Below are 25577 nucleotides of genomic sequence, written 5' to 3' on the forward strand. Positions count from 1 at the left end.
GTTGTTTGAGAGGAGTAGGATGACAATAAAAAAGACACTGGTGAGCACCAGTGTCAAAAGTTTTTTGTCATTGTAACGTGTGGAATACCGGCATCCATAAATTCTTCCGAAACCGTATGGTATCCAAGCCTTTCATAAAAACCTACAGCTGTTAATTGTGCGTTTAGCTTCATTCCTTTAAGATTCATCTCACTTGCATGCTTCTCAATTGATTGCATAAGTTGTTGGCCCATTCCCGTTTTGCGATATGCGATCAGAACGCATATACGCTCTACTTTAGCCAATTGATCCTTAATACGATAACGGCCAGCGGCTACGGGGGAAATCTTGTCATATGCCACAAAGTGAGTAGCTTCCGCTTCAAACTCGTCTATTTCTAGTTCAGCTGGAACGTTTTGTTCTTCAACAAATACCTCATATCTTACTTTAAAGGCATCATCTTTTTCTTTAGCAGTTTCAACAACTTTTACTTCCATTAGCGAACTTTGCCAAGATGGAACGTTTCATAAACGGTCCACATACCATTTTCTAATTGATAAAGAAGCTGGAAGCGATCAATTGTTTCTTCGTGATTAACATCTTTCATTTGCAAACTACCATAGACATCAGAATGTTCATCATCTGAAAGGTTCTGTGCGATCGTAATGTGAGGGACAAAGTTGTAGTCACGTTCCGAAAGTGCCTCTTCAGGATTTAGCTTTCTATGCAAATCATCAAGAACTTCATTGTCTTTTACTTTAAAATAAATCACGTTGTTAACAGGATTAAAAGATCCTACTTTATAAACATGCATTGAAAAAGGTTTAGACTCATCAGAGATTTTGTGTAGCACAGGTGTTAATTTCTGAATTTCTTCTTCCGTTGCATCAAAGCCCTCGCGTAAAGTCAAATGTGGTGGAATGAGCGCATAGTGCGGATCATAACGTTTTCGAAAGGAGTTAGCAACGTCTGCTAGTTTTTTCGATGGGAAAATTGCAATGCCGTATTTCATATTCCATTCCCTCCTGGTTGATATACTCGATTGCCATTAATAGACAAGTCATATAATGTTCCATTTATAATTATACCAAAAATTCGAAAATAAGAAACGATTGACTCACTTAGAGTTTAAACATGTGTAAAAGAGAGCGTTTCATATCCGGTTGCCAGTTCTTCCAAAGGTGACCGCCTTCGAATTCATCATAGAAATAATCAAATTCTTTTTCCTTTATAATTTTATTTAATTTACGGTTCGGATTAATAAAATTTTTGGTTTTCCCATCTGTTGTAGGTACTTCTGTTTCTTCTGTTCCAATAATATGGTATAGAGATAGCAGCTCAGGTTCAGCAAAGTCCTCTACCTTATTCATGATTGCCTCATCTACATATGGTGAATGAAGGATAGCCCTACCAAACGTTCTTGGATAGTCAAGAGAAGCGCGCAAAGCGACTGTAGCTGCTAAAGAGTCACCAATTAATCCTCGACCATAGCCAAGATGGTAGGTAGCATACTGTTCATCTAAATAAGGAACAAGTTCATTCGCAAGAAAACGAAGGTAATCATCTGACTGTTCTCCGTCTGGGTGATATTTTCTCCAGCGATCTTCCACACTTTTATAGGGAATCCCTACAATAATGAGCTCTTCAATTTCGTCATTTTCAATTAGTTCATCGGCTGTGCGGCCAAGTCTTCCTAATTTAAAATAATCGCTCCCATCATTAGCGATAAGAAAAGAGTATTTGTATAGTGGTGAATAATTATATGGTAAATAAACTTGGAAAGGAATTTCTTCTTTTAAATAGTGACTATAGATGCTTTCATCTTTGTATGTACCTCGATTCATTGCAGTGCCTCCCGTAAAATTGTTGAAATAGTTTGATTGTTTGACAATATAAAAAACATTAGTGATATAATGATTCTAACATATAATTATTTATCGTTTACAGAGAGGGGTCTTATTATGAAGAAACGCATCCATAGTAGAGAAACAGAAGCAGCAGCAAAAGCCCTAATAAAAGAACGTGGCGTTACAATTGAGGATATTGCAGAAATTGTTTACGAAATGCAATCCCCTTATGTAGATGACCTTTCCATGGAGGACTGTGTCGAAAGTGTTGAGGCTGTTCTCACAAAGCGAGAAATTCAGCATGCGGTTCTAGTTGGAATTGAACTAGATAAGCTAGCGGAACAAGGGAAGCTTTCTGAACCACTTCAATCCATTGTTGAGACGGATGAAGGGTTATTTGGTGTTGATGAAACAATCGCACTTGGTGCTGTATTCGGCTACGGTAGTATAGCTGTTACGACATTCGGTCACCTTGATAAACAAAAATTTGGTATCATCGAAAAGCTTGATACAAAAGTAGGGGAAAGTGTTCATACCTTCCTTGATGATCTCATCGCAAGCATTGCGGCAAATGCATCTAGTCGCCTAGCGCATCGTCTGCGTGATCGAGAGGAATCCCTTGATAAAGAAGAGCGTGAAAAGCGAGATAAAGAAGAACGAATCGGATAAATGAAAGGGCATCGTTTCGGTGCCCTTTTTTCTAATATTTTCCCATGAAAGGATTGACAGTTCTTTAGATCTTCATGTATATTTATAAATGTCCTAATTGATCCGTTAGCTCAGTTGGGAGAGCGCTACCTTGACAGGGTAGAGGTCGTTGGTTCGAGCCCAATACGGATCACCATACATCAAACATTCCAAGCGACACCTCAACTTCATTGAGGTGTCGCTTTTTTGCATTGGTTCAAGAAGGGAATGGAGGAGTGAGATCGGACATCCTTAAAATTCTGGTAAATGATCGAAATTATTTTCTTTCGTACCATCAGGCTCACTTCGAATAATTTCTCTACCATACTTTTGAAATACATCTACTCCCGAAAGTTGACCATTCTTTGCAGCGTCTAAAGCCTGGACATAATCTAGCTCTTCTCCCGTGTTTGTTTTAAAAGCAATTAAATCTCCATCCTCATTTTTGCGGACGGCCGTAATATGGGTGGAATTTGCCTCTGGTGGAGTATAATATGCCTCACTATTTTTAACATACTCTTCATAAGCTTGTTCAAAACGATCCATTTATGCCACTCCTTGTTAGTCTTTTGAAATTTCGAGTAATTTTGGTATTTCGAGTTGCCATTTGTTTGTGATCGGATCTTGTCGTGCAGTGAAATCAATCGTTGTTGTAATAACACCAGCATCTTTTATATAAATTTCGACTCTGGTTTTGACTTGTTGTTCAGCTTTGATCACTTCCCATTTTGTAAACGACAAGCGAGAGAGGTCGATTAATTCGTTCTCAGATAAAGGTGTAGAAACAATTCTTCTTAATAAAGAAGCATCTGTGTTATTGATCGCTAGCATAAGAACATCAACGAGCTGTTCAGGGGTCCGCTTCATTAAGTAGCGATCTAACTGTCCTCCTGCTTTTAGAATCATTAAGTGATGCGCGGGATCTGGTGTAGGGGTGCGATGAGTCGTGCTATTTAAGAAGTGAAGGCAAAAGTGTCCGTTAAATCCATTATCTAATGCGCCAGCTCCATGAGGCATTCCATTCATGGAAGCCGCAATCATTTTCCCTTCGTATAGCACAATGACAGCCCTTCGCTTCCAACTCCATTCTTCATAAATCGCTTTTAGAACCTTTGTGTCTTCTCGCGTTAACGGTTGTATATCTGCGTGCTTACTACCAGCTCTCCGTTGAACTTGAAACGACTTCCCGCTTTCAATATCAATCATTGTAAAAATCGATTTCCGAGGGAGGAGCTCATCTGCTTTTTCCCATGGCAGAAGTTTGATTTCACTATCGATAGGGAGAAGGTGATCAAAAGGTTCGGCAGCTATAGCGCGTGTAGGAATGACTAGCGTACATAATAAAATGAAACAAGTGAATAAACGCTTCATTAGCTCCCCCCTTGTGTATAGTCATCATAGTTATTTTGCTCAAGCGATTCTGATGTATGCTATTTTATTAATCCCTAAAATGAAGCATACTACGATCGAGTTCAGAAGGGGGAATGGTAAAGATGCATTTATTTCTAGCTTTGACTATAGCGTTTTCAGCGCTTTCAAACCATCACATAACGATTCACCACAAAGGAGCAGAGACTTATCAGATTAAGAAAGAAGAGTTGTTTTCAAAAGACCTTGGTTATCCTTTTTATGAAGCAGATCGGGTGGAAGAATTAATGGATGAAGTAGATGTAACTATCTCAAAGTCTCCAGTAAATGCCTTCATTGATAACCAAGGAGCTATTGTCGATGGAGTCAATGGATACACGTTACATCGAGACGCTTTTCGAGAGAATTTGCTTCATAGTCTATACCGCAATAGTTCAACTTGGCTTCAACCAGATCTCACCATTCTTTATCCAAAAGTAAACGCAGAGCTTTTATCATTCATTAGAAAAAAACAAGTGGGAGGTTTTGTTACTTATTTTAAGAAAGGAAATCTGGAGCGAACGAAGAACATTATGTTAGCGGCTGAGGCGATTAACAATACTGTAGTATTTCCAGGGGAAACGTTTTCTTTCAACCAGACAGTTGGAAAAAGAACAAAAGAGAAGGGCTATTTGCCAGCTCCAATCATTGTAAGAGGTGAGTTATCTGAAGGAATTGGTGGGGGAATTTGTCAAGTGTCATCTACTCTTTTTAATGCAGTAGACCAGGCGGGCGTCCATATTTTAGAACGCTATTCCCATAGTAGAAGTGTTCCATATGTGAAACCTGGTAGAGATGCCACCGTGAGTTGGTACGGACCAGATTTTTCCTTTCGAAATGAACTTAATCAGCCGATTCTTATAAGGGCGAAAGTGATCGAAGGTTCAGTAGTCATTCATGTCTATTCATCTGAAGATATGTAAATGGCAGAGTTTTACAAGATAAAGGAAAAGGTTATTTAATTCGTCTAGTAAAATGATGAGTCTAGGAGTTAAATACTATGTTCAATGCCCCGAGATGGTATAATGAGACTATTACACATAAAAGGAGACCGCGTATGGAATATAAAAAAACGAATCAGCAAACATTTTCCATGCTTGAAGCCGGCTCTGAAATGGAAAAGAATGATCTTCACCTCGAATTGATTGAAAAAAGTCGAAAGCTTGATCACATTTTCAATCATTCTAGAGACGGCATGACGCTTTCGAATCAAGAGGGAAACTTGATTGAAATCAACCAAGCATGCTGTGATATTTTTGAAATTGATATGGAATCGATTCAATCTATGAAACTTGGACATCATGTTGCACCTCAGGGGCTTGAAACATTGGAAGAAATGAGAAAGAATTTGATTGAAAAGGGGTATGTAGTGGAAAAGCTTCCTGTTCTCCTTATGAATGGCAAACGGAAATCCATTGAATTATCGATAACATATAAAGCTTATCGAGATTACAATTTATCAATTATTCGCGATGTTACCGAAGAGCAGGTATTGTTTGACCAGTTGATGGAGAGCAAAGATAAATTCACGAACATTTTTGAAAATGCGCTAGATGGTATTTTAATTTGGGACAAAGATCGGATGATCGTAGACGCGAATCCTGCTGCTTGTCAGATCTTTAAGGTCAGTTTAAATGAAATGAAAACGTATAATTTGTTTGATTTTCTTGAAGGCGTTGATATTAAGGCGGGAAAATCGTTTCAAAAAACGTTAGAAGAACAAGGTGAGATTAGAGGCGATCTTCAATTCACAATGCTCGGCGGAGAAAAGAAACAGCTTGAGTTTACAACGAAGAAAAGCGGATATGGAGATTTGTATTTAACCATATACCGTGATATTACAGAGAGAAAACAAATGTTCTCAGAACTAAAGCGAAGTGAAGAGCGGTTTCGTCAATTGTTTGAAAGAGCTCTAGATGGTATGGCTATCCTAAATGAAAAAGGAATTATTGTAAAAGTTAATGGTGCATTTTGCGACCTATTTCAATTAAAGGAGAATGAGGTCGTTGATAAGCATTATTCTTCATTAGAAAAAGAATGTGATATTGTGTGGGATCATCCTGCTGAATTAGGTAGAAGCGGTGAAGGAAAAATAATGAACGAGCAAACAGGTGTCGTTCAAACATTTAGTTTTACATTAAGCTACCACATCTATCCTCAGCATCACCTTGTCATTATTCGAGATGTGACTCAGATTAAGGATGCGGAAGAACATCTGCGTAAGACGGAAACAAGCCACGTTCTTGGAGATCTTGCGGCAGGGGTAGCACATGAAATTAGAAACCCGCTATCAACAGTGAAAGGTTTTCTTCAAATGCTTGATGGAAATGAAGCAGTTAATCAAGAACTTCTTAAAGTAGTTGGGGAGGAAATGGAACAGCTAGAGGAGACGATAAATGAATTTCTTCTTCTATCCAAAAGAGAGTTTGTTTCGTACGAAACGGTTCATATGAATCAACTAATGAGAGATTTAATTGAGCGCCTATCTAAAAAGGCTGCTGAGTATAGTATTGATATAATTGAAGTTTATAGTCATACGGATATTCAGTGCGTTTGTATCAGCTCACACATAAAGCAGGTCATTACGAACATTATGAATAATGGCATTGAAGCCATGCCACATGGCGGTCAACTTAGAATCAGTCTTTTAGAAAATAAGGAAAAAGAAGTAATTGTGGAAGTGGAAGATCAAGGCGTGGGAATACCTAAGCATTTGATTAATCGGCTGGGTGAACCTTACTATCAAACTTCAGAAAAAGGAACTGGGCTAGGATTAATGGTAAGCTATAAAGTAATTAAGGAACACGGCGGTCGCATTGAGGTTACTAGCCATGAGGGCGAAGGAACTGTTTTTCGAATTATCTTACCTTCAAGTCAAAAGTTAGGTAGTAATCAAGAGAATCAAGAAGTAAAGAGCGGGAGGAACGAAATTGATTGAAGTGCAGCAAATTCATCATGTTAGTTTGGCGGTAACAGACCTTGAACGGGCAAAAAAGTTTTATAAAGATATATTATGCTTGAAAGAAATAAAACGCCCAAATTTTGACTTTCCAGGCGCCTGGTTTCAAATCGGTCAACAACAGCTTCATTTAATTGTATACCCTGATGCTAATACGCTTCGGGGTTCAACATCATTGTCATCGAGGGAAGGGCATTTCGCTTTTCGTGTTAATAGTTATGATAATACGTTGAAATGGCTGCGTGAAAAAAAGATAGAAGTTTATGAGAATCCAACGAGTAAAAGTGGTTTTGCTCAAATTTTTGTTTCTGATCCTGATGGCAATCTGATTGAATTGAATACAGAACAATAACAAAAGGACGCCTTCCAATTGGAAGGCGTCCTTTTGTTATTATTTCGATGAGAATTCGTTGTGTTCTCTTTGTGGATTGGCGCTTTTTTGTGCTTCCTTCACAACTTTTTTGGCTTTCTCGGCACGGCGCTGATCTTCTTTAGCCTTTTCTTCAATTTGTTTAATATCTTTTCGAGAGTGATCCATGATAATGCTCCTCCTTATATTTTAATTTTGATAATAAGTACCTGTCTGATGAAAAAGATGTTTTTCGTAACATAACCTAGTTAGAAAAAAGAATCAAGTAATATCTGTTTATTCTAACATTTTAGTGCATTTACCATCATAAAATGGAAAGAACCGCTTAGGGGGGATTCGATGGTAGCTGTACTATTATCATTAGTCGCTTTATTTCTTGGACTTGCTTTATTTATGATAGTTGTGTGGAATGCTATTAAGACAGATTCTTCTAAGTCTGATCTTGAAACGTTCTGGAAAAAGTATGAAGAGATCATTCGTAAAGAAGATGTGCTTTAGCCCTAGTGAATGGGCTTTTTTTTATGCTGAATTATTGTTGGACATGCGTCTAAACAGGATAATTGAAAAACTTTTCGTGTTTTCAATTTATTAAATTAGGGTATTTTAGAAGAGAATTGAGGTGGAATCAAATGAGGATTCGTACAAAACTTAGAAGAAATCGAACTCAAAAAAAGGGAATGCCCCCAGGCTCGCTTGTTTATATAGGAGATAAGCAAACGGAGGAAGTCACTGTTTCAGCTATCGCATTTGACTCTAATGGAATGGAAGAGTTTGAAGATGTTTCGATAGATAAAATAAAGACATTGATTGACTCTGATCAAGTAGCTTGGATTAATGTAAATGGCGTACATAATGTTCAGTTGGTAGATCAGATTAGTAAGAAATTAGGACTTCATCCTTTAACGACAGAGGATATTTTAAATACGGATCACCGACCGAAAATAGACTTTTTTGAAGATCACTTACTTTCGATTGTAAAGATGCTTGATTTATCACCTGAAAGTACTGATCTTGACATCGAACAGGTGAGTTTTATTTTGATGGAAAACACAGTCGTCACTTTTCAGGAAAAGCGCGGCGACTTATTCGATCCAGTTCGTTTACAACTGCAGGAAAGCAAAGGAAGAATTCGAAAGAGCGGGGCGGATTTTCTTTACTATTCCTTACTTGATGTAATCTTTGATCAATATCTGATCATTATGGATGAAATGGACGATCGTATAGCTGAGTTAGAAGGGATGATCATGGAGGATCCTGATAATCATTCATTGCAAGATATTAATCAATATAAGAATACTATTCTTCAGCTTAAGAAAACGGTTTGGCCAGTTAGAGAAGTCGTAAACAAATTAATTAATCGAAAAGTCCCTTACATAAAAGAAGACATTTCCTTTTATTTGCAGGATATTCACGATCATATTGTACAAGCAAATGATATGGTCGAAACTTCTCGAGGACAACTTTACGGTTTATTAGATGTGTACTATTCCAGCTTAAGTATGAAAATGAACGAGATTATGAAAGTATTAACGATTGTTTCGACAATTTTTATTCCGTTAACATTCATAGCAGGAATTTATGGAATGAATTTCACAAACATGCCGGAACTTAGTTGGGAATGGAGTTATCCAGCCGTTTGGATTGTCATGATTATCATAACTGGATTAATGCTCGTTTATTTCAAACGTAAAAACTGGTTTTAGGAGGTTATTTGATGCAAAAAGTCGTTGTAGTAACAGGTGCTGGACATGGGATCGGTAGGGGAGTTGCGATTGCTTATGCCGATAAAGGCTATCGTGTTGTTCTTGCCGATGTGAATGAAGAAGGTTGCAAAGAAACAGAAAAATTAATGCATGGAGGTTATGGTGACACTATCTTAACAGATGTAAGTAAACCAGAATCCATTAAACAGCTTTTTCATAAAGTTGAAGAGAAGTATGGGCGACTAGATATCTTAATCAACAATGCTGGTCTAACAGCATTTAAACATATGGATGAACTAGGTGTAGAAGAGTGGGATAATGTCATCAACACCAATTTACGAAGCGTATTTCTAGGGTCTCGTGCCGCAGCTCATCTTATGAGAAGAAATAACGGTGGCTCAATCGTCAACATTGCCTCAACGAGAGCGACGATGTCAGAACCGAACAGTGAAGCATATGCTGCTACTAAGGGAGGAATCGTAGCGCTTTCTCATGCGCTAGCAGTGTCCCTTGCAGATGATCATATTACTGTCAATTCAATTAGCCCGGGTTGGATTGAAGTAGAAGACTATGAGGCTTTACGTGACGTGGATCATGAGCAGCATCCATCCCAAAGAGTTGGAAAGCCATCAGATATTGGACGTGCCTGTCTCTTCCTAACGAATGAAGAAAATGATTTTGTCACAGGTGAGAATTTAGTTGTTGATGGAGGTATGACTCGAAAAATGATTTATGAACATTAATCGAGTAACAGTTAACGGACAATCCCCATTCATGTTACTATAATAAGAGACCTTCATTAGAGAATAATTACAGGGCGAATCATGCTTGAGGGGACGTTTTAAATGGCAAAACATATGGAATTACCTAATTTGTATGAAACAGGAATTGAAGATCTTGTGATTTCAGCAGAAAAAGTAGCACATGTACAGCTGACGAATCCTTTGGAGCACGCGATGCTTATTTTGATTAAATCAGGCTATTCATCTATCCCAGTATTAGATACTGAATATCGTCTAAAGGGATTAATTAGTCAGCCGCTCATCCTTGATTCGATTCTAGGCATCGAGCGAATTGAATTCGAGAAATTAAGTGAATTAGTTGTTGAAGAAGTTATGAATACAGAAATACCTTGTATTAATGAAAAGGACGGCTTTTTCAAAGGGTTAAAGCTAGCAATTGATCATCCGTTTCTTTGTGTAGTCGATGATGAGAATATTTTTAATGGCATTCTAACAAGAAGAGCGCTTCTTAAGTTTGTTAATCGTTATTTGCATGAGTCATCAGTTAGACAGTCTTAAGCATTTATCCCGGTACTATTACCGGGATTTTTACATATGGGGATGAATAAAATGAAATCGCTAACAAATCAAATCACATTAAGTATTCAAAACAAGGAGACCAATCGACCATTCGTACTTGGAGCCATTATTATTGGAATGTTCATGGCCGCGATCGAAGGAACAATCGTTTCAACAGCGATGCCTGGTATTGTGAGCGACCTTGGCGGATTCTCGACGTTTAGCTGGGTTTTCTCAGCTTATTTATTAATGTCTGCGATTACGGTCCTTATCTTCGGTAAACTTTCAGATCTCTTTGGTAGGAAGCCGATCTATTCGATCGGTATTGTCATTTTTTTAATAGGATCTTTATTGTGTGGATTTGCGGAATCGATGGAGGCACTTATCCTTTTCAGGCTTATTCAAGGTATTGGAGCAGGAGCCGTACAACCAATAGCGCTTACGATTGTAGGCGATATGTATTCGATGGAGGAGCGGGCAAAGATTCAAGGGTATCTTGCTAGCGTGTGGGGAATATCTGCAATTGCAGGCCCGGCTCTAGGCGGTATTTTTGTTCAGTACATTGATTGGTCATGGGTATTTTGGATGAACATTCCTCTCGGAGTTCTATCGTTAGTTGGCATTGTTCTCTTGCTTCATGAATCGATTGATAAAGAACGAAAATCGATTGATTACTCTGGGGCCATCCTTTTGCTTGTTTCGATCAGTGCATTGATGGTCGTCTTGATCGAAGGAGGCGTTCACTGGAAGTGGACTTCCTTACCTATCCTCACCCTTCTAAGTACATCATTCGTAGCTATGGCGATCTTTTTTAGAGTCGAACTTAAAGCGAAAGAGCCGCTAATGCCTCTTGGTATATGGCGCGATCCGGTTATCGCCATATCGAATTCAGTAACGTTTACGACGGGCATGATTTTGATTGGGGTTTCTAGCTTTCTTCCAACTTTTGTTCAGGGAGTAATGGAGAAATCTCCTATTGTAGCAGGATTTACGCTTACGACGATGTCGATCGGATGGCCGATTGCGTCTACTATAGCAGGGAAACTCGTCATAAAAATCGGATTTAGGATTACATCAGTCCTTGGAGGAATTTCACTTATTAGCGGTTCAGTGATCTATCTGTTGATGACGCCAGCATTAGGACCCATCTTTGCAGGTTTTGGTTCATTCCTTATTGGTGTTGGAATGGGGTTAACGTCTACAACATTTATTGTTGCCATCCAAAGCTCAGTTTCCTGGAAGCAGCGAGGAATTGCGACAGCTTCAAATATGTTTATGCGAACGCTTGGAAGTGCAGTCGGTGCTGCGCTACTTGGCGGTATTTTAAACAGCCGCCTTCAACAATATTTAACGAACCGCTCTTCGGGAGAAGGTGTGAATCTTAATACAGCCAATCAATTACTTGATGAAACAAAGCGTAACAGTCTTGATCCTTCTGTTCTTGATTTGTTGCAGAACGGACTCACAACCTCTTTAAAATGGGTGTATGGAGGAGTTGCAGTCATGGCACTCTTAAGCTTTCTGCTAGTACTCTTTATTCCAAAGCCTGATAAGAAACAAAGCCCGGCTCGCTCATAAGCCGGGTTTTCCTATACGTGAAATGAATTCAATCCGGTTTTGAAAAGGATCATAAAAGCTAAAACGCTGGTATCCTTCAATTGGTTTCTCCTTCTGTATCGGGATGTGGTGTTTTTCTAAATGTGCCTTCGCTTCTAATAGATTATGAATTTCAAAAGCAGGATGTCTTTTCCCTGGAGCAATAGTACTTTCGGTCCCAACGTGTAATTCGATGTCTGCAGCCCTTAACCAGAAGCCGCCGTTTTTTCTTAAAACAGCCGGTTTTTCGATTTCTTCAAAGCCAAGTATCCCTATATAGAAATTCCTCGCAATTTCCTCCTGGTCGATGGGTATACAAATTTGAATATGGTGGAGACGAATATAATCGATAACCATGTTAATCACTCCTAAAATTGTGTTTTAAATAAGCTGTAGCATACTTGTAAAATCAACAAAATGGTCATGGAGCGAAGCAACCAGTTTATTTGCACAAGAGAAAGTTTATTGGCCATTCGAACAGAAATTTGTGCTCCAGTGATAGAGCCAGCCGCAAGTGGGAGCGCGATCGCCATGTTAAGGTGACCACTAAGTGAATAGACCATGACAGCCCCTGTACAACTTAAGAAGGTATTAAATCGTGTTAGACCTATTGAAGCAAGGTAGGAGATGCCGCTGTGACGAAATAAGTGCATTTGAAGTGTCGCCTGTCCAGGGCCGAACGTACCATCATACCATCCAATTAGACCAACGAACGGGAGTGCTTTGGTAGGAACCTTAAGTGATAAATGAATGGATTCCTTCTTTTTCATAAATGATAATGTTAAGGCAACAAGAAGCATACCTCCGGCGAATAGTTGAAGTGCTTGTTGTGATAGTGACGAGGCAAATAATCCACCGAGGACGCCGCCAGTTAAAGCGATAGGTCCTGTTTTCAGTGCTTCTTTCATAGAGAGTTCTTTCCTCTTTAATAAAACAAAAAAGCTAGAAAATGAACTAAGCATATTTGAAAACTTGTTTGCTGAAATAATTGAATGAATGGGAAGACCGAGTAACATCATCGAGGGAAAGTTAATAAGTCCTCCGCTGCCAGACAAGGTGCCAACAAATGTGGCAATAAGACCAATGCCAAATAAGAAAAGCCATTCCATATGATCATCTCCATCAAAAATATCTCATGTCATAGTATAGTCTTCTTTAATCCATAATGAAATTAGATTATAATGATGAATTACAATAAGATTTCCTTATGATGAAATGAAGAGTTATAAGAAAAGGGGGCCATTTAATGAGCTCAGAATATCAGGTTCTTTCGATCTTAGCAGAGGAAGCGAATATGCGAAGAGCGGCTGAGCGACTTTATGTATCTCAGCCGGCGCTAAGTCAACGCCTTCAATCGATCGAAAAGGCATGGGGGGTACCGATTTTCCTTCGTTCTCAAAAAGGATTAACGATTACACCTGCGGGTGAACGGATTATCGCTTTTGCTAATGATACGATTCGTAGAGAAGAAAAAGTATTTGAAGCATTAACAGCGCTAAGCTCAGAAGTTCATGGAACGCTGAAACTAGCGGTAGCATCTATTATCGGACAATACTGGCTTCCAGCGGTGCTAAAGAAATTTGTTGAGCACTATCCCAGTGTCAAAATATCCCTAGTTACAGGATGGAGTAGTGACATATTACGGTACTTGTACGAAGATGATATTCATATTGGAATTATTCGTGGGAAGCCCGATTGGAGAGGGAGAAGTCAGTATTTGATTTCAGATGAGCTCTATTTGGTCGATACGTCCATTAAATCAATGGAAGAATTGCGAGAAACAGAAAAACCATTTATTCAATTTAAAAGTGACTCTACTTATTTTCAAGAAATACAGGAGTGGTGGCAAACCCAATCATTTGCGCCTCCAAAGAAAACAATTGTCGTTGATCAAATCGAAACGTGTAAACAAATGGCGCTAAATGGGATTGGCTACGCTATCTTACCTTCCATCAGCATTACGGAGAATGATAAAGAATATTTTCGGATTCCACTTAAGGACGGTGAAGGGTTGCCATTAAAGCGTGATACGTGGTTATTAACAAATGATACCGCGATGCAATTGAAGCAGGTTCAGAAGTTTGTAGAATTGTTAAGTGAATAGCCTGTAAGATTAGACTTCACGTGATCGATCATGTACGATAAAATGAGTAACATGCTGTGCTTGTATGAGCATGATGAACAAAGGAGGAAATACACCATGAAAATGATGGATGCAAACGAAATTATTAGCTTTATTCAAAACAGTGAGAAATCTACTCCTGTGAAAGTACATATTAAGGGGAACCTTGAGGGAATCGACTTTGGTAGTAACACGAAGTCATTCATTACAGGGAACACTGGTGTTCTTTTTGGTGAGTGGAAAGACATTAAGAAAGCACTTGAGTCTGAAGCTTCCAATATTGAAGATTATGTAGTAGAAAATGATCGTCGTAATTCAGCTATTCCAATGCTTGACCTTAAAGGAATTCAAGCGCGAATCGAGCCGGGCGCTGTTATTCGTGATCAAGTTGAAATTGGCAATAATGCTGTTATTATGATGGGTGCGATGATCAATATCGGATCTGTTGTAGGGGAAGGAACTATGATCGACATGAACGTTGTTCTGGGTGGACGTGCAACTGTCGGTAAGAACTGTCATATTGGCGCAGGTTCTGTTCTTGCAGGCGTTATTGAGCCACCTTCTGCTAGCCCTGTTGTCATTGAAGACGACGTTGTGATTGGTGCGAACGCAGTCGTTCTAGAAGGCGTGAAAGTAGGAAAAGGATCTGTTGTAGCGGCTGGCGCTATTGTGACCGAAGATGTTCCTGAGTACACACTAGTTGCAGGAACTCCAGCACGTGTTCTTAAGAAAATTGATGATCAAACTCGTTCAAAAACAGAAATCAAAAAAGAGCTTCGTCAGCTTCAAAACGATTAATTCTAATGGATATCAAAACCGTACGAAGGGACCTGCATCGCATTCCTGAAATTGGCTTTCAGGAAGTGAAAACGCAAGGTTTTCTTCTTCAGTTTATAGAAAAACTCCCACAGGACCGTCTCCAGGTGAAAACCTGGAGAACGGGTATCCTTGTATTTGTAAATGGAGAAAGTCCTTCAAAAACAATTGGATATCGGACAGATATCGATGGTTTACCGATCAAAGAAGAGACCGGGTATGATTTTCAGTCTGAGCATGAAGGGTTCATGCATGCATGCGGACACGATCTTCATATGACGATTGCTCTTTCCGTTCTTGAGTACTATTCAACTCATTCCGTAAAAGACAATTTGCTGTTTGTCTTCCAACCTGCAGAAGAAGGTCCTGGTGGCGCTTTACCAATGCTTCAAAGTGATGAATTCAAAGCATGGAAGCCGGATCAAATGATTGCGTTACATATTGCACCTGAGTACCCCGTAGGTACAATTGCCACACGCCCAGGATTGCTCTTTGCTAATACTTCTGAGTTATTCATTGATTTAGAAGGAAAGGGTGGTCACGCGGCGTATCCTCACCATACACGTGATATGGTTGTTGCCGCTAGCCATCTCGTTACTCAGTTCCAATCTATTGTAGCGAGAAATGTAGATCCTCTTGATTCAGCTGTGGTAACGGTAGGAAAAATTGACGGAGGCACGAAGCAAAACATCATTGCCGAAAAGGCCAGGTTAGAAGGTACAATCCGTACTTTATCTGCCGATTCTATGTCTCAAGTTAAGCACCGTATTGAAGCTATAGTAAAAGGCATCGAGGCATCATTTGAATGTGTTGCTTCTATTGATTATGGCTCTAATTATTACCAGGTGACGAACAATGCAAAGTTAGTACAATCTTTCATGGAAGAAACGAGAAAACTCCAAGATGTCAACGTAGTTGAATGTCGAGAAGCGATGACTGGTGAGGATTTCGGGTACTTTCTAAAAGAGATTCCTGGATTTATGTTCTGGCTTGGAGTGAATTCTCCATCCGGTTTGCATACATCTACACTGAAACCTGATGAGTCTGCGATTGAAACGGCGTATCTTGCGCTAACTTCTTATTTAAATAAGGTTGCAAACTAAAAAACAATAGCCCTCAGGCATATGCCTGAGGGCTATTGTTTTTTAGTTTGATATATTACCTGAGTTTTTCTCTTATGAATGCTAGACGTATAATTCATAAAACGGTGGTCAAAATAATAGAGTTAGAAACTACATATTAATAAGGAGCGAGTGAAATGAAACGAATTGCTGTAGAAGATACGCTATCTGATGTAGCTCAAGCTTTGCAAGCGAAAGGGTATGAGGTTGTATCCTTGAAACAAGAAAGTGATGCAAATGGTTGTGACTGTTGTGTTGTATCTGGTCAAGATCAAAATGTGATGGGCATGCAAAATGCAAGCACGAATGGGGCGGTTATAAACGCAGATGGGATGACAGCTGATCAAGTATGTCAGCAGGTGGATAGTCGTTATCAATAAAAAAATGAACCTCTACCTAGGTAGAGGTTCATTTTTTTTAGCTATTGTTATTCTTTTTGACCCAGTTTCCATTATCATTCTTTTCGTATTTTTCTTCCACAGCGCTCCAAGCTACTTTAAAAGCCGTTTTCTCAGAATCATATTGATCAGATGCGGAGTTGAATGCTTCTTTAAAGATATCCTGTGCGTGTGAAGGCAAGTTGTCTTTTACTTGATCTGGCAACTCGCTTTTAGAATTGTAAGGCAATATGATCACACTCCTTTGAAAGGTCTGTGATATCTTTACCCAATAAAAGGAAGGGACAAACGCTTATTGTTCTTTCTTTTCAATGAATACTTGATGCGGGAATGGGATTTCAATGCCATTTGCATCAAGAGCTTCTTTAATTTCTTTCCGAAGCTGACGCTCAACGCCCCATTGTTCCATGTTCTGAGTGCGGCATAGAACGCGAAGAACGACATCTGAAGAACCAAGACCTTGAACGCCTAGAACATCTGGTCCTTCGACGACAGCTTCATTTGTAGCCGCAACGTTGTCACACACTTTCTGAATCACGCGGATCGCTTCGTCAATATTGTCATCATAAGAAATACCAATATCAACAAGAGCGCGCATATTACCACGTGAATGGTTGCTTAATGAGCTAATTTCGCGGTTTGGTACATAATTCAATGTCCCATCAAACGAACGAATGTGGGTTGTGCGAAGGCCAACTTCTTCTACGATTCCTCCAAAGCCGCCAGCAGTTACGTAATCGCCAACGTCCATTTGTTTTTCTAGAAGGATAAAGAAGCCTGTCACCACATCACTTACGAGACCCTGGGCTCCAAAGCCGACAGCGAGACCAATAATACCTGCACCAGCGATTAGCGCTTTAATATCAAAGCCAAAGGTTTCAAAGATGATCGCAACAACCATGAAGAGTAGAATGTACGTATAAATACTTTTTGATAAATTTTTTAACGTATTTGCTCTCCCTGGACTCATGTTCTGCTTCTCTGATACTTGAGTAAAGGTTCTTTCGATGAAACGATTTCCGATTGCTTTTACAATTGCATAAATGATTAGGATAGCGATTAGCTTAAGGATAATTAAGCCAGTATCCATTAAGAAACCTTCCCAATTAATGTTGTCAACAAAGTTCAATAGACTTCCTCCTTTAATTCTCACTACATTATGTAGGATTAGCACTCGGTCAAATTATAGCGAAAATTGTCATGATAATTCAAGTGAAGTGTTAAGACGAGACGAATGAAATGATTTTCGCTATACTAAAGTTACCCTGTTTAGTGAGGGGTAAACGTGGGTACGATAGTGGAGGAAGGTCATTAACCCACATTAAATTAATTATTATTTAACATTGACTAAAAATAACTCATGTACTATAATGTCATTTGTGGGCGAAAGCCGCAGGATATTTTCTAGGAGGGATTTACACATGGTAGAACGCATGGTAGGAAAACAAGCACCTCGCTTCGAAATGGAAGCAGTTATGACAAACAAAGAATTTGGCAAAGTAAGCCTTGAAGAAAATATGAAGAACGATAAATGGACAGTCCTTTTCTTTTATCCAATGGACTTCACATTCGTATGCCCAACTGAAATTACAGCACTAAGCGATCGTTTCGAAGAATTCGACGATCTTGATGCAGAAGTAATCGGAGTATCTACTGATACAATCCATACACACCTTGCATGGATCAACACAGACCGCAACGACAATGGTCTTGGTGACCTTAACTATGCACTTGCTGCAGATACAAATCACAAAGTTTCTAAAGACTACGGCGTATTTATTGAAGATGAAGGTGTTGCACTTCGCGGCCTATTCATCATCAATCCTGAAGGCGAACTTCAGTACTCTGTTGTTAACCACAATAACATTGGCCGTGACGTAGATGAAACACTACGTGTACTTCAAGCATTACAAACTGGTGGACTTTGCCCGGCTAACTGGAAGCCAGGTCAAGAAACACTTAAATAAGATAAAAACAACCTACCCCAGGGAGCACTGCTCTCTGGGGTTTTTTGTATGGTTTATTTTAGCTAATCACTCGAATGTTCCCTACGAATTTAAGTTGTGTGCTTGAAAAGATTGCTGCAAGAACTGTTCAGCAGAATGATAGCAAATATTTTCTCGATCTAAGGAGGAATACCCCCTATTTAAATAATTCCGAATTTTAGGCCTAATAGGTGGTTATTTATTTCGAATTCCGATATATTATGTATATTGTCACTATTTTTTTAATGACTATTTACTGGCTGAAGGTGGTGTTGGAATGGAAACGTTTAAAAGATTGAAAGATTTTTATTGGCCATACAAAAAGCTTTTTCTATGGTCCGTATTTTCCCTTATTTTTGTCACGGGTATCACAGTCCTTTATCCTATGCTTCTTCAATTTACAATTGATGATGTCATTCTAAAGCAAGAATACAAATGGGTACCATATCTTGCATTTGGTTTCATAGGAATCATGATTGTAAAAGGGACTGCTACGTTTTTCCAACAATATCTAGGGGACTTGTTCGGAGTCACAGCAGTGTATCGACTTCGAGAGGAGCTTTACAAAAAACTTCAATATTTACCTTTTCGTTATTATGATAACGCGAAAACAGGGGATCTAATGTCACGCTTAACGGCTGACGTGGAAGGGTTCCGGTTTTTCTTATCATTTGGATTCGCACAAGTGATCAACTTTGTTCTTATCGTAAGTTTTAGTTTGATCGTGATGTTTGGATACTCTATTCCGCTTGCGTTAGTTACGCTTGGAATGCTCCCATTTCTCGCGATTGTAGTTTATCGATTCGATAAGAGAGTTCACCCTGCGTTTAGAGGAATTCGTAAATCAATGGCGCGGTTGAATACGAAAGTTCAAGAGAATATTAGTGGCATTAATACGGTGAAGTCATTATCAAGAGAAGATTTTGAAATCAATAAGTTTGTTGATAGCAATACGGACTATCGTGATAACTACTTAACAACATCGTACATTTGGGCTAAATTTTTCCCGCTCATGGAGTTTATCGGGAATTTATGTGTTGTTTTCTTGCTTTCATATGGCGGATATCTTGTGTTTCAAAACCAGCTTAAACCTGGTGAATTAGTGGCTTTCTTTAGTCTTGTCTGGTATATAATCTGGCCAATCATGAATCTTGGATTCGTCATCAACACGTTTTCTCAATCCAAAGCATCTGGAGAACGTTTACTTGAAATTTTAGATGAACCTGAAGATATTTATGATCGGGATGGCGCGTTGGACGTTGAACGTCTTGAAGGAAACGTATCATTTAAGAATGTCACACACAAGTATGCTTCTGATGATGACGAAGCATTAAAGAATATTTCGTTTAATGCTCCAAAAGGCACAACGATTGGTTTACTTGGGGCTACGGGAGCAGGTAAAACAACGATCACCCAATTGATTGCAAGATTTTATGAACCTAACGAAGGCGAAGTAGTAATCGATGGACGGAATATTAAAGAGTATACAGTGAAATCGCTTCGAAAAAATATTGGTGTGGTACTGCAGGAGACGTTTTTGTTCTCGTCTACTATACGAGATAATATTGCTTATGGTGATCCCGATATCTCTTTTGAAGCCATACAGGATGCGGCAAAAAGAGCGCAGGCGCATGAATTTATCATGGAAATGAGAGATGGATATGACACCGTACTAGGCGAACGTGGAATGGGGCTATCTGGCGGGCAAAAGCAGCGTATTGCCATTGCTCGAGCCATCCTAACAGATCCTAGTATTCTAATCCTTGACGATGCTACAAGCGCAGTTGATATGCAAACGGAAGTGAAAATCCAAAAAGCATTTGAAGAGGTTATGAAAGGAAGAACAACGTTCATTATTGCACACAGAATTTCTTCATTGAAACATGCAGATGAAATAATCGTGTTAAATGAGGGTGAGGTTGTAGAACGAGGAAAACATCAAGAACTCATTGATCAAAACGGCTATTACCGAAATATTTATGATATACAATATCAAGATCGCAAAGAGATCATGGCCAGACAAACTGGTTGAAGTGGGGTGAAGGGTTGAAACAAAATCGTAGAGAAAGGTTCCATTACTCTCAAGATACGGCAATTGAAAAACAGTTCAATTGGAAACAAATGTCGCGCTTGCTTGAATACATGGAGCCTTACAAGAAGAGTTTGTTGCCAAAAGCAATCATTTCAATGTTGTTGGCAACGGCTGTTAGATTAATTGTACCCATATTTATTGGGGTATTACTATTTGACCATGCGATCAAAAATCGTGATCAAACATTACTTATTCAATTAATTATTGGCATAGCTGGATTGTATTTGATTTCTTGGATTGCCAATTCATATCGAATAAAATGGACAAATGAGCTTGGACAATACATTATTTACGACATTAGACAAGGGTTGTTTAAGCATATTCAGCGCTTGTCGCATGGATTTTTTGATAAACGATCGGCAGGTTCTATTCTTGTCAGGGTAATTAATGATGTGAATTCTATGCAGGAGTTATTTACGAATGGCGTTATTAATCTCCTCATGGATATTGTTCTATTGTTAGGAATCCTTGTCATTATGTTTGTCTTAAGTCCTCAGTTAACACTTGCTATTATGATTATTTTACCGCTCATGTTTCTCATTTCTACGAGCTTGCGAAAACGCATTCGTCGTTCCTGGCAACAAGTTCGTATTAAACAAGCCAAGCTGAATTCCCATTTGAATGAAAGTATTCAAGGAATTCGAGTGACTCAATCGTATACGCAGGAAAAAGGAAATATGGAATTTTTTCAGGGCGTTAATCATGAAAACTATGCTAGTTGGAAAGACGCGACTCAGAAGAGTGCAATTTTCAGACCTTTTGTTGAAATGTCTAATGCCATTGGTACAGCCATATTAATTTGGTTCGGGGTTTACCTTATTCAAAATGGAATGGACTACGGAGTATTTGTTACGTTTGCTTTCTACTTAGGAATGTTCTGGGAACCAATCTCTCGACTTGGTCAAGTGTATAATCAGCTTCTCGTCGCGATGGCTTCGTCTGAGAGAATCTTCGAATTTCTTGATGAACAACCGAATGTACCAGAAAAGGAAAATGCGAAAGAGCTTAAGGAAATGAAGGGCGAAATCACATTTGAAAATGTTGAATTCTCATATGATGAAAGCCGCAAAGCTCTGCATGAAATGAGCTTAACAATGAAAGCTGGTGACACCGTTGCGCTTGTAGGTCATACTGGATCAGGGAAATCAACAATCGCTAATCTGATAAGCCGATTCTATGATCCTACAAGTGGAACAGTTCGAATTGATGGAACGGACCTTAAAGACGTTAAACTCGATAGCTTACGTGAGAAAGTCAGTGTCGTTTTGCAAGATACGTTCATTTTTTCAGGTACCATTATTGAAAACATTCGATTTGGACGTCCGGACGCTAGCGATGAAGAAGTGAAGGAAGCAGCTAAAGCAGTAGGAGCTGATCCTTTTATACAGCGCTTGAGTGACGGCTATGAAACAGAGGTAGAAGAAAGAGGTAACGTTCTATCAGTAGGTGAAAGGCAACTATTATCGTTTGCGAGAGCACTTCTTGCGGATCCTCGAATATTGATTTTAGATGAGGCAACAGCAAGTATAGATACAGAGACAGAGCTGAAAATACAGAAGGCGCTAAATGTTGTATTGGAAGGCCGGACGGCAATCATGATCGCTCACAGGCTTTCAACGATTCGTGAGGCAGATAATATTATTGTTCTCGACCACGGACGCATATTGGAACAAGGAAATCATACTGAGCTTATGCGTAAAGGTGGAACGTATTATGAGCTTGTTAAATCACAATTCAATATGATGGACGCTGTATAGAAAGAAGCCAAGTAGGCTTCTTTTTTTTGCCCATTAATATCAATCAGACATTTAATGGAGGTAAAACGAAAAAAATACAGAAGTTAATCTAAATGTGAACAGAATATTAACAAGAAAAAAAGTTTCGGAATTATACAGTTTGTGATACTTGTCACAATCTCATGAATGAGCCATAATAAAAGTGTAATTCAAAGGTACAATCGTTTTTATTGTGAATGATAAGGGAAGTTGAGTAACAGATGATATGAAATTGGAACAAAGGGGATGAATAATTTGGAACTAGATTCAGCGACTCTAAGTCGTCTATTAACAAGTCTAACGTTAGGTTTTCATATTATTTTTGCTACGTTAGGTGTTGGTGTCCCATTATTAATTAGCCTTGCTGAATGGATAGGGATTAAACGGAACGACCCTTATTACACATTGCTAGCGCGCCGCTGGGCTAGAGGGTTCGTCGTTACCGTTGCTGTCGGTGTTGTAACTGGTACAGCGATAGGTCTGCAATTATCACTTTTATGGCCGAATTTCATGCAGTTAGCAGGACAGGTCATTAGTTTACCGTTATTCCTTGAAACGTTCGCTTTCTTCTTTGAAGCTATTTTTCTTGGAATTTATCTTTATACGTGGGATCGATTCAAAAAACCGATCTATCACTGGTTTATATCGATTCCAGTTGTGATTGGCTCTACACTGTCTGCTTTCTTTATTTCCACTGTAAATGCTTTTATGAACTCTCCGCAGGGATTTGATATAGTTGATGGTGTATTAACAAATATTGAACCACTCGCAGCGATGTTCAACCCAGCAACACCAACGAAAGTAGGCCACGTGGTCATGTCCGCATACCTCACTTCTGCTATTGTACTAGCTGCTATAACGGCATTTAAAATGCTTAAGGGTAAGCGTAGTACTTATTATAGGAAAGCTCTAAAGCTTACTATGACCGCAGGATTTATCTTTGCGATTGGGACGGCCGTGATTGGTGACTTTTCTGGTAAATTTTTAGCTGAATATCAACCAAGTAAGCTTGCAGCCGCAGAATGGCACTTTGAAACATCAGAAAATGCAGATCTTGTCGTGGGCGGATTTCTAGATAAAGAAACGGATGAAGTAAAATATGGGCTAGTATTACCGAACTTCTTAAGTATCCTTGCTCATGGTAATCCAAATGCGGAAGTAATGGGACTTGATCAAGTACCTGAAGATGAAGTGCCACCATTATTCATTCATTACCTTTTTGACGGGATGGTCGGAATCGGAATGTTTCTCGCTGCTTTAACCTTTTTCTACGTGATTGCGCTAAGGTTAAAACGATTTAACACGGAAAATAAATGGTTTTTACGGTTAATTGTTTTGGCGGGGCCACTCTCAGTCCTTGCGATTGAATTTGGATGGATTTTCTCAGAAGTAGGTCGCCAGCCATGGATCTTATGGGATATTCTCAGAACAGGACAAGCTGCAACAACTGCGGACAGCGTCGGATGGATGTTTATCTTATTCCTTCTTCTTTACATTGTTCTTGGAACGCTTACTGTTACTGTCCTTAAGAAAATGTTCAATACTAATCCAGCTGAAAATGAACTTGAGGAAATCGCTAAATTGAAATAATTGCTTCGATTGAGAGGGGTGAAATAATGGACATTCAGTTAGTAGGAATAACGGTGTTATGGGTTTTTCTATATGGGTATTTGATCACAGCCTCCATAGATTTCGGGGCAGGATTCTTTGCCTATTATGGAGAACTCTCAGGAAAAGATCATATTATAAATAAAATTATTAGTCGTTATTTATCCCCAGTGTGGGAAGTGACGAATGTGTTCTTTGTTTTCTTTTTTGTTGGTTTAGTAGGTTTTTTCCCTGATACTGCCTATTATTATGGAACCGCGTTGCTTGTTCCAGGTAGTATCGCGATCATACTACTAGCCATCCGAGGCTCGTTCTATGCCTTTGGAAATTACGGCGCCAAGAAAAGCAGAGTCTATACTTTTTTATATGGAGTGACAGGATTACTAATACCTGCTTCTCTGTCCACAGCGTTAACTCTATCAGAAGGTGGATTTATTGAAGAGGTGAACGGTGAAGTTAAGTTTTTGGCAGGGGAATTATTTTCAAGCTTTTATTCTTGGTCAGTCGTGCTCTTAGCGATCGTGTCGGTTCTATTTATTAGCGCCGCCTTTCTAACCTATTATGCTAGTCGAGCGAATGACCAACCTGCACTTGAGCTTTTAAGAAAATATGCACTGTTCTGGAGCGCTCCAACCATTTTATCTAGTATTCTTGTGTTCGTAGCTCTTCAGCAGCATAATCCAGTTCACTTTGAGCGAATTCTTGATTATGCCTGGTTCTTTATCGCATCTCTTTTCTGTTTCCTAGTGGCAACATATCTCATTTTCAATCGGAAAAGATATGGTACGGCTTTTATCTTTGTTATGTTGCAATTCTTCTTCGCATTCTTTGGATACGGCGTATCACATTTACCGTGGATTTTATATGACTATATTACAATCTATTCAGGGTATACGAATGAAACGACGGGGATCTACCTAGTCTTCGCTTTTATTGCAGGACTTTTTCTCCTAGTTCCTTCTTTAATATTGCTGATGAGACTCTTTTTATTTGATGCAGAGTATGTCAAAGGGAATAAGAATAATAAGTCTTAGAGAGAATATTGACACTGATGATAAGAGTGGTAGGATAGTATTGATAGTGCGTCAGCATATTTGCTGGCGCGCGTTTCTTTCTGAATGAGTAGGAGGAGTGTGCGTTGAAAAAGCAGTTTGCCGTAATTGGACTCGGCCGTTTTGGAGGAAGCATTTGTAAGTCATTAAGTCAGCAGGGGATGGAAGTCCTCGCAATTGATATGGATGAAGATAAAGTGAATGAATTTTCTTCAGTGGCTACACATGCTGTGATCGCAGATTCAACAGATGAGAGTGTTCTAAAGAACCTCGGTATTCGAAACTTTGATCACGTTATCGTAGCGATCGGGGATAACATTCAATCAAGTATTTTAACAACTTTAATTCTAAAAGAGCTTGGCGTTAGCAAAATTACGGTTAAAGCACAAAATGATTATCACGAGAAGGTTTTGAATAAAATCGGTGCTGATAAGATTGTTCACCCGGAACGTGATATGGGTGTCCGAATTGCACACAGTATGGTCTCAAATAGCGTTTTAGACTATTTAGAGCTATCTGATGAACACAGCATTGTTGAGCTTATTGCTAATTCTAGAATGGATAATAAGACGATTATTGAACTTGATATTCGGGCGAAGTATGGTGCCAATATTGTCGCTATTAAAAAAGGTGATGAGATTATTGTATCTCCTCAAGCTGATCAGAAGATCTCCAAAGGAGACATTCTTATTGTAATAGGATCAGATCAGGACATTAATCGTCTTGAACGCCAAATTTTGAACCGAGATTAATGAATAA

Annotated in this window: 29 protein-coding genes and 1 tRNA gene; 20 read left to right on the forward strand and 10 right to left on the reverse strand. The window is 39.1% G+C overall.

The window, feature by feature from the left end; genetic code table 11:
* Positions 1-53: 53 nt before the first annotated feature.
* The 3 genes from Q4550_RS17310 to Q4550_RS17320 form a co-directional block, all read right to left on the reverse strand.
* On the reverse strand, positions 54-476 hold the full coding sequence (locus tag Q4550_RS17310) for a GNAT family N-acetyltransferase (RefSeq protein ID WP_303534881.1): 423 nt from the start codon (positions 474-476) through the stop codon (positions 54-56).
* Positions 476-991, reverse strand: coding sequence for a YjcG family protein (locus Q4550_RS17315; protein WP_194221238.1), 516 nt, complete (start codon positions 989-991; stop codon positions 476-478). Before Q4550_RS17315 ends, Q4550_RS17310 begins: the two co-directional genes overlap by 1 nt.
* A gap of 109 nt (positions 992-1100) precedes the next feature.
* Complete coding sequence (locus tag Q4550_RS17320) at positions 1101-1823, reverse strand: alpha/beta hydrolase (RefSeq protein ID WP_303534883.1); 723 nt, start codon at positions 1821-1823, stop codon at positions 1101-1103.
* 117 nt (positions 1824-1940) lie between these two features.
* On the opposite strand from Q4550_RS17320, the gene Q4550_RS17325 reads away from it, so the two are divergent.
* Entirely contained in the window at positions 1941-2495 is a 555-nt protein-coding gene (locus Q4550_RS17325; protein WP_194221240.1) for a phosphatidylglycerophosphatase A family protein, read from the forward strand.
* Positions 2496-2594: 99 nt separating this feature from the next.
* Positions 2595-2670 (forward strand) — tRNA-Val (locus tag Q4550_RS17330).
* A gap of 95 nt (positions 2671-2765) precedes the next feature.
* Here the strand turns inward: Q4550_RS17330 and Q4550_RS17335 are convergent.
* Together Q4550_RS17335 and Q4550_RS17340 are read right to left on the reverse strand one after the other, a co-directional pair.
* Positions 2766-3059 (reverse strand): DUF3892 domain-containing protein, encoded by a 294-nt coding sequence (locus Q4550_RS17335; RefSeq protein WP_303534885.1) that lies wholly within the window; start codon positions 3057-3059, stop codon positions 2766-2768.
* A 15-nt stretch (positions 3060-3074) separates the two neighbouring features.
* On the reverse strand, positions 3075-3884 hold the full coding sequence (locus Q4550_RS17340) for a hypothetical protein (protein ID WP_194221242.1): 810 nt from the start codon (positions 3882-3884) through the stop codon (positions 3075-3077).
* 122 nt (positions 3885-4006) lie between these two features.
* Between Q4550_RS17340 and Q4550_RS17345 the strand changes: the two genes are divergently transcribed.
* From Q4550_RS17345 to Q4550_RS17355, 3 genes are all read left to right on the forward strand, one after another.
* Entirely contained in the window at positions 4007-4843 is an 837-nt protein-coding gene (locus Q4550_RS17345) for a VanW family protein (protein WP_242057373.1), read from the forward strand.
* A gap of 134 nt (positions 4844-4977) precedes the next feature.
* Positions 4978-6858: a PAS domain-containing sensor histidine kinase gene (locus Q4550_RS17350; RefSeq protein WP_194221244.1), complete on the forward strand. Its 1881-nt coding sequence runs from the start codon at positions 4978-4980 to the stop codon at positions 6856-6858.
* A 1-nt stretch (position 6859) separates the two neighbouring features.
* Entirely contained in the window at positions 6860-7231 is a 372-nt protein-coding gene (locus Q4550_RS17355; RefSeq protein WP_308809530.1) for a VOC family protein, read from the forward strand.
* Between the two features lie 39 nt (positions 7232-7270).
* Here the strand turns inward: Q4550_RS17355 and Q4550_RS17360 are convergent, their stop codons facing one another.
* Positions 7271-7417: a hypothetical protein gene (locus tag Q4550_RS17360; RefSeq protein WP_194221246.1), complete on the reverse strand. Its 147-nt coding sequence runs from the start codon at positions 7415-7417 to the stop codon at positions 7271-7273.
* A gap of 171 nt (positions 7418-7588) precedes the next feature.
* Here Q4550_RS17360 and Q4550_RS17365 point away from each other — a divergent pair, with 171 nt between their 5' ends.
* From Q4550_RS17365 to Q4550_RS17385, 5 genes are all read left to right on the forward strand, one after another.
* The gene (locus tag Q4550_RS17365) at positions 7589-7747 is read left to right on the forward strand and encodes a hypothetical protein (RefSeq protein WP_303534889.1); all 159 of its coding nucleotides are present in this window, start codon (positions 7589-7591) and stop codon (positions 7745-7747) included.
* A gap of 131 nt (positions 7748-7878) precedes the next feature.
* On the forward strand, positions 7879-8952 hold the full coding sequence (corA, locus tag Q4550_RS17370) for a magnesium/cobalt transporter CorA (protein ID WP_303534891.1): 1074 nt from the start codon (positions 7879-7881) through the stop codon (positions 8950-8952).
* An 11-nt stretch (positions 8953-8963) separates the two neighbouring features.
* Positions 8964-9695, forward strand: coding sequence for an SDR family NAD(P)-dependent oxidoreductase (locus Q4550_RS17375; RefSeq protein ID WP_303534893.1), 732 nt, complete (start codon positions 8964-8966; stop codon positions 9693-9695).
* Positions 9696-9797: 102 nt separating this feature from the next.
* Complete coding sequence (cbpB, locus tag Q4550_RS17380; RefSeq protein ID WP_303534895.1) at positions 9798-10253, forward strand: cyclic-di-AMP-binding protein CbpB; 456 nt, start codon at positions 9798-9800, stop codon at positions 10251-10253.
* 51 nt (positions 10254-10304) lie between these two features.
* A complete protein-coding gene (locus Q4550_RS17385; RefSeq protein WP_303534897.1) occupies positions 10305-11831 on the forward strand; it encodes an MDR family MFS transporter in 1527 nt (508 codons plus the stop codon).
* On the opposite strand, the gene Q4550_RS17390 is transcribed toward Q4550_RS17385, so the two are convergent.
* Together Q4550_RS17390 and Q4550_RS17395 are read right to left on the reverse strand one after the other, a co-directional pair.
* The gene (locus Q4550_RS17390) at positions 11826-12206 is read right to left on the reverse strand and encodes a VOC family protein (RefSeq protein WP_303534899.1); all 381 of its coding nucleotides are present in this window, start codon (positions 12204-12206) and stop codon (positions 11826-11828) included. The two genes, Q4550_RS17385 and Q4550_RS17390, sit on opposite strands and share 6 nt — an antisense overlap.
* Before the next feature lie 11 nt (positions 12207-12217).
* On the reverse strand, positions 12218-12958 hold the full coding sequence (locus tag Q4550_RS17395) for a sulfite exporter TauE/SafE family protein (protein ID WP_303534900.1): 741 nt from the start codon (positions 12956-12958) through the stop codon (positions 12218-12220).
* 137 nt (positions 12959-13095) lie between these two features.
* Between Q4550_RS17395 and Q4550_RS17400 the strand changes: the two genes are divergently transcribed.
* The 4 genes from Q4550_RS17400 (at position 13096) to Q4550_RS17415 (ending at position 16288) form a co-directional block, all read left to right on the forward strand.
* A complete protein-coding gene (locus tag Q4550_RS17400; RefSeq protein WP_194221254.1) occupies positions 13096-13953 on the forward strand; it encodes a transcriptional regulator CcpC in 858 nt (285 codons plus the stop codon).
* 96 nt (positions 13954-14049) lie between these two features.
* Positions 14050-14769 (forward strand): 2,3,4,5-tetrahydropyridine-2,6-dicarboxylate N-acetyltransferase, encoded by a 720-nt coding sequence (gene dapD / locus Q4550_RS17405; protein WP_194221255.1) that lies wholly within the window; start codon positions 14050-14052, stop codon positions 14767-14769.
* A gap of 5 nt (positions 14770-14774) precedes the next feature.
* Complete coding sequence (locus Q4550_RS17410; protein WP_194221256.1) at positions 14775-15890, forward strand: N-acetyldiaminopimelate deacetylase; 1116 nt, start codon at positions 14775-14777, stop codon at positions 15888-15890.
* 155 nt (positions 15891-16045) lie between these two features.
* Positions 16046-16288, forward strand: a complete 243-nt coding sequence (locus Q4550_RS17415; protein ID WP_194221257.1) for a YkuS family protein — start codon at positions 16046-16048, stop codon at positions 16286-16288.
* A gap of 37 nt (positions 16289-16325) precedes the next feature.
* On the opposite strand, the gene Q4550_RS17420 is transcribed toward Q4550_RS17415, so the two are convergent.
* Together Q4550_RS17420 and Q4550_RS17425 are read right to left on the reverse strand one after the other, a co-directional pair.
* The gene (locus tag Q4550_RS17420; RefSeq protein ID WP_194221258.1) at positions 16326-16535 is read right to left on the reverse strand and encodes a ChaB family protein; all 210 of its coding nucleotides are present in this window, start codon (positions 16533-16535) and stop codon (positions 16326-16328) included.
* A gap of 63 nt (positions 16536-16598) precedes the next feature.
* A complete protein-coding gene (locus Q4550_RS17425) occupies positions 16599-17396 on the reverse strand; it encodes a mechanosensitive ion channel family protein (RefSeq protein WP_370314489.1) in 798 nt (265 codons plus the stop codon).
* Between the two features lie 331 nt (positions 17397-17727).
* On the opposite strand from Q4550_RS17425, the gene Q4550_RS17430 reads away from it, so the two are divergent.
* The 6 genes from Q4550_RS17430 (at position 17728) to Q4550_RS17455 (ending at position 25570) form a co-directional block, all read left to right on the forward strand.
* Positions 17728-18273 (forward strand): peroxiredoxin, encoded by a 546-nt coding sequence (locus Q4550_RS17430; RefSeq protein ID WP_303534901.1) that lies wholly within the window; start codon positions 17728-17730, stop codon positions 18271-18273.
* Positions 18274-18568: 295 nt separating this feature from the next.
* Complete coding sequence (locus tag Q4550_RS17435; protein WP_303534902.1) at positions 18569-20323, forward strand: ABC transporter ATP-binding protein; 1755 nt, start codon at positions 18569-18571, stop codon at positions 20321-20323.
* Positions 20324-20337: 14 nt separating this feature from the next.
* Positions 20338-22140 carry an ABC transporter ATP-binding protein gene (locus Q4550_RS17440; RefSeq protein WP_242057375.1) on the forward strand — a complete coding sequence of 601 codons (1803 nt, stop codon included), beginning with the start codon at positions 20338-20340 and terminating at the stop codon, positions 22138-22140.
* A 273-nt stretch (positions 22141-22413) separates the two neighbouring features.
* Positions 22414-23748, forward strand: coding sequence for a cytochrome ubiquinol oxidase subunit I (locus Q4550_RS17445; protein WP_194221261.1), 1335 nt, complete (start codon positions 22414-22416; stop codon positions 23746-23748).
* A 26-nt stretch (positions 23749-23774) separates the two neighbouring features.
* Positions 23775-24800, forward strand: a complete 1026-nt coding sequence (locus Q4550_RS17450; RefSeq protein WP_303534903.1) for a cytochrome d ubiquinol oxidase subunit II — start codon at positions 23775-23777, stop codon at positions 24798-24800.
* A gap of 104 nt (positions 24801-24904) precedes the next feature.
* Positions 24905-25570, forward strand: a complete 666-nt coding sequence (locus Q4550_RS17455; RefSeq protein ID WP_194221263.1) for a potassium channel family protein — start codon at positions 24905-24907, stop codon at positions 25568-25570.
* Positions 25571-25577: the final 7 nt, after the last annotated feature.

It is taken from the genome of Anaerobacillus sp. 1_MG-2023 (assembly GCF_030547345.1).
GTDB lineage: Bacteria > Bacillota > Bacilli > Bacillales > Guptibacillaceae > Guptibacillus > Guptibacillus hwajinpoensis_B.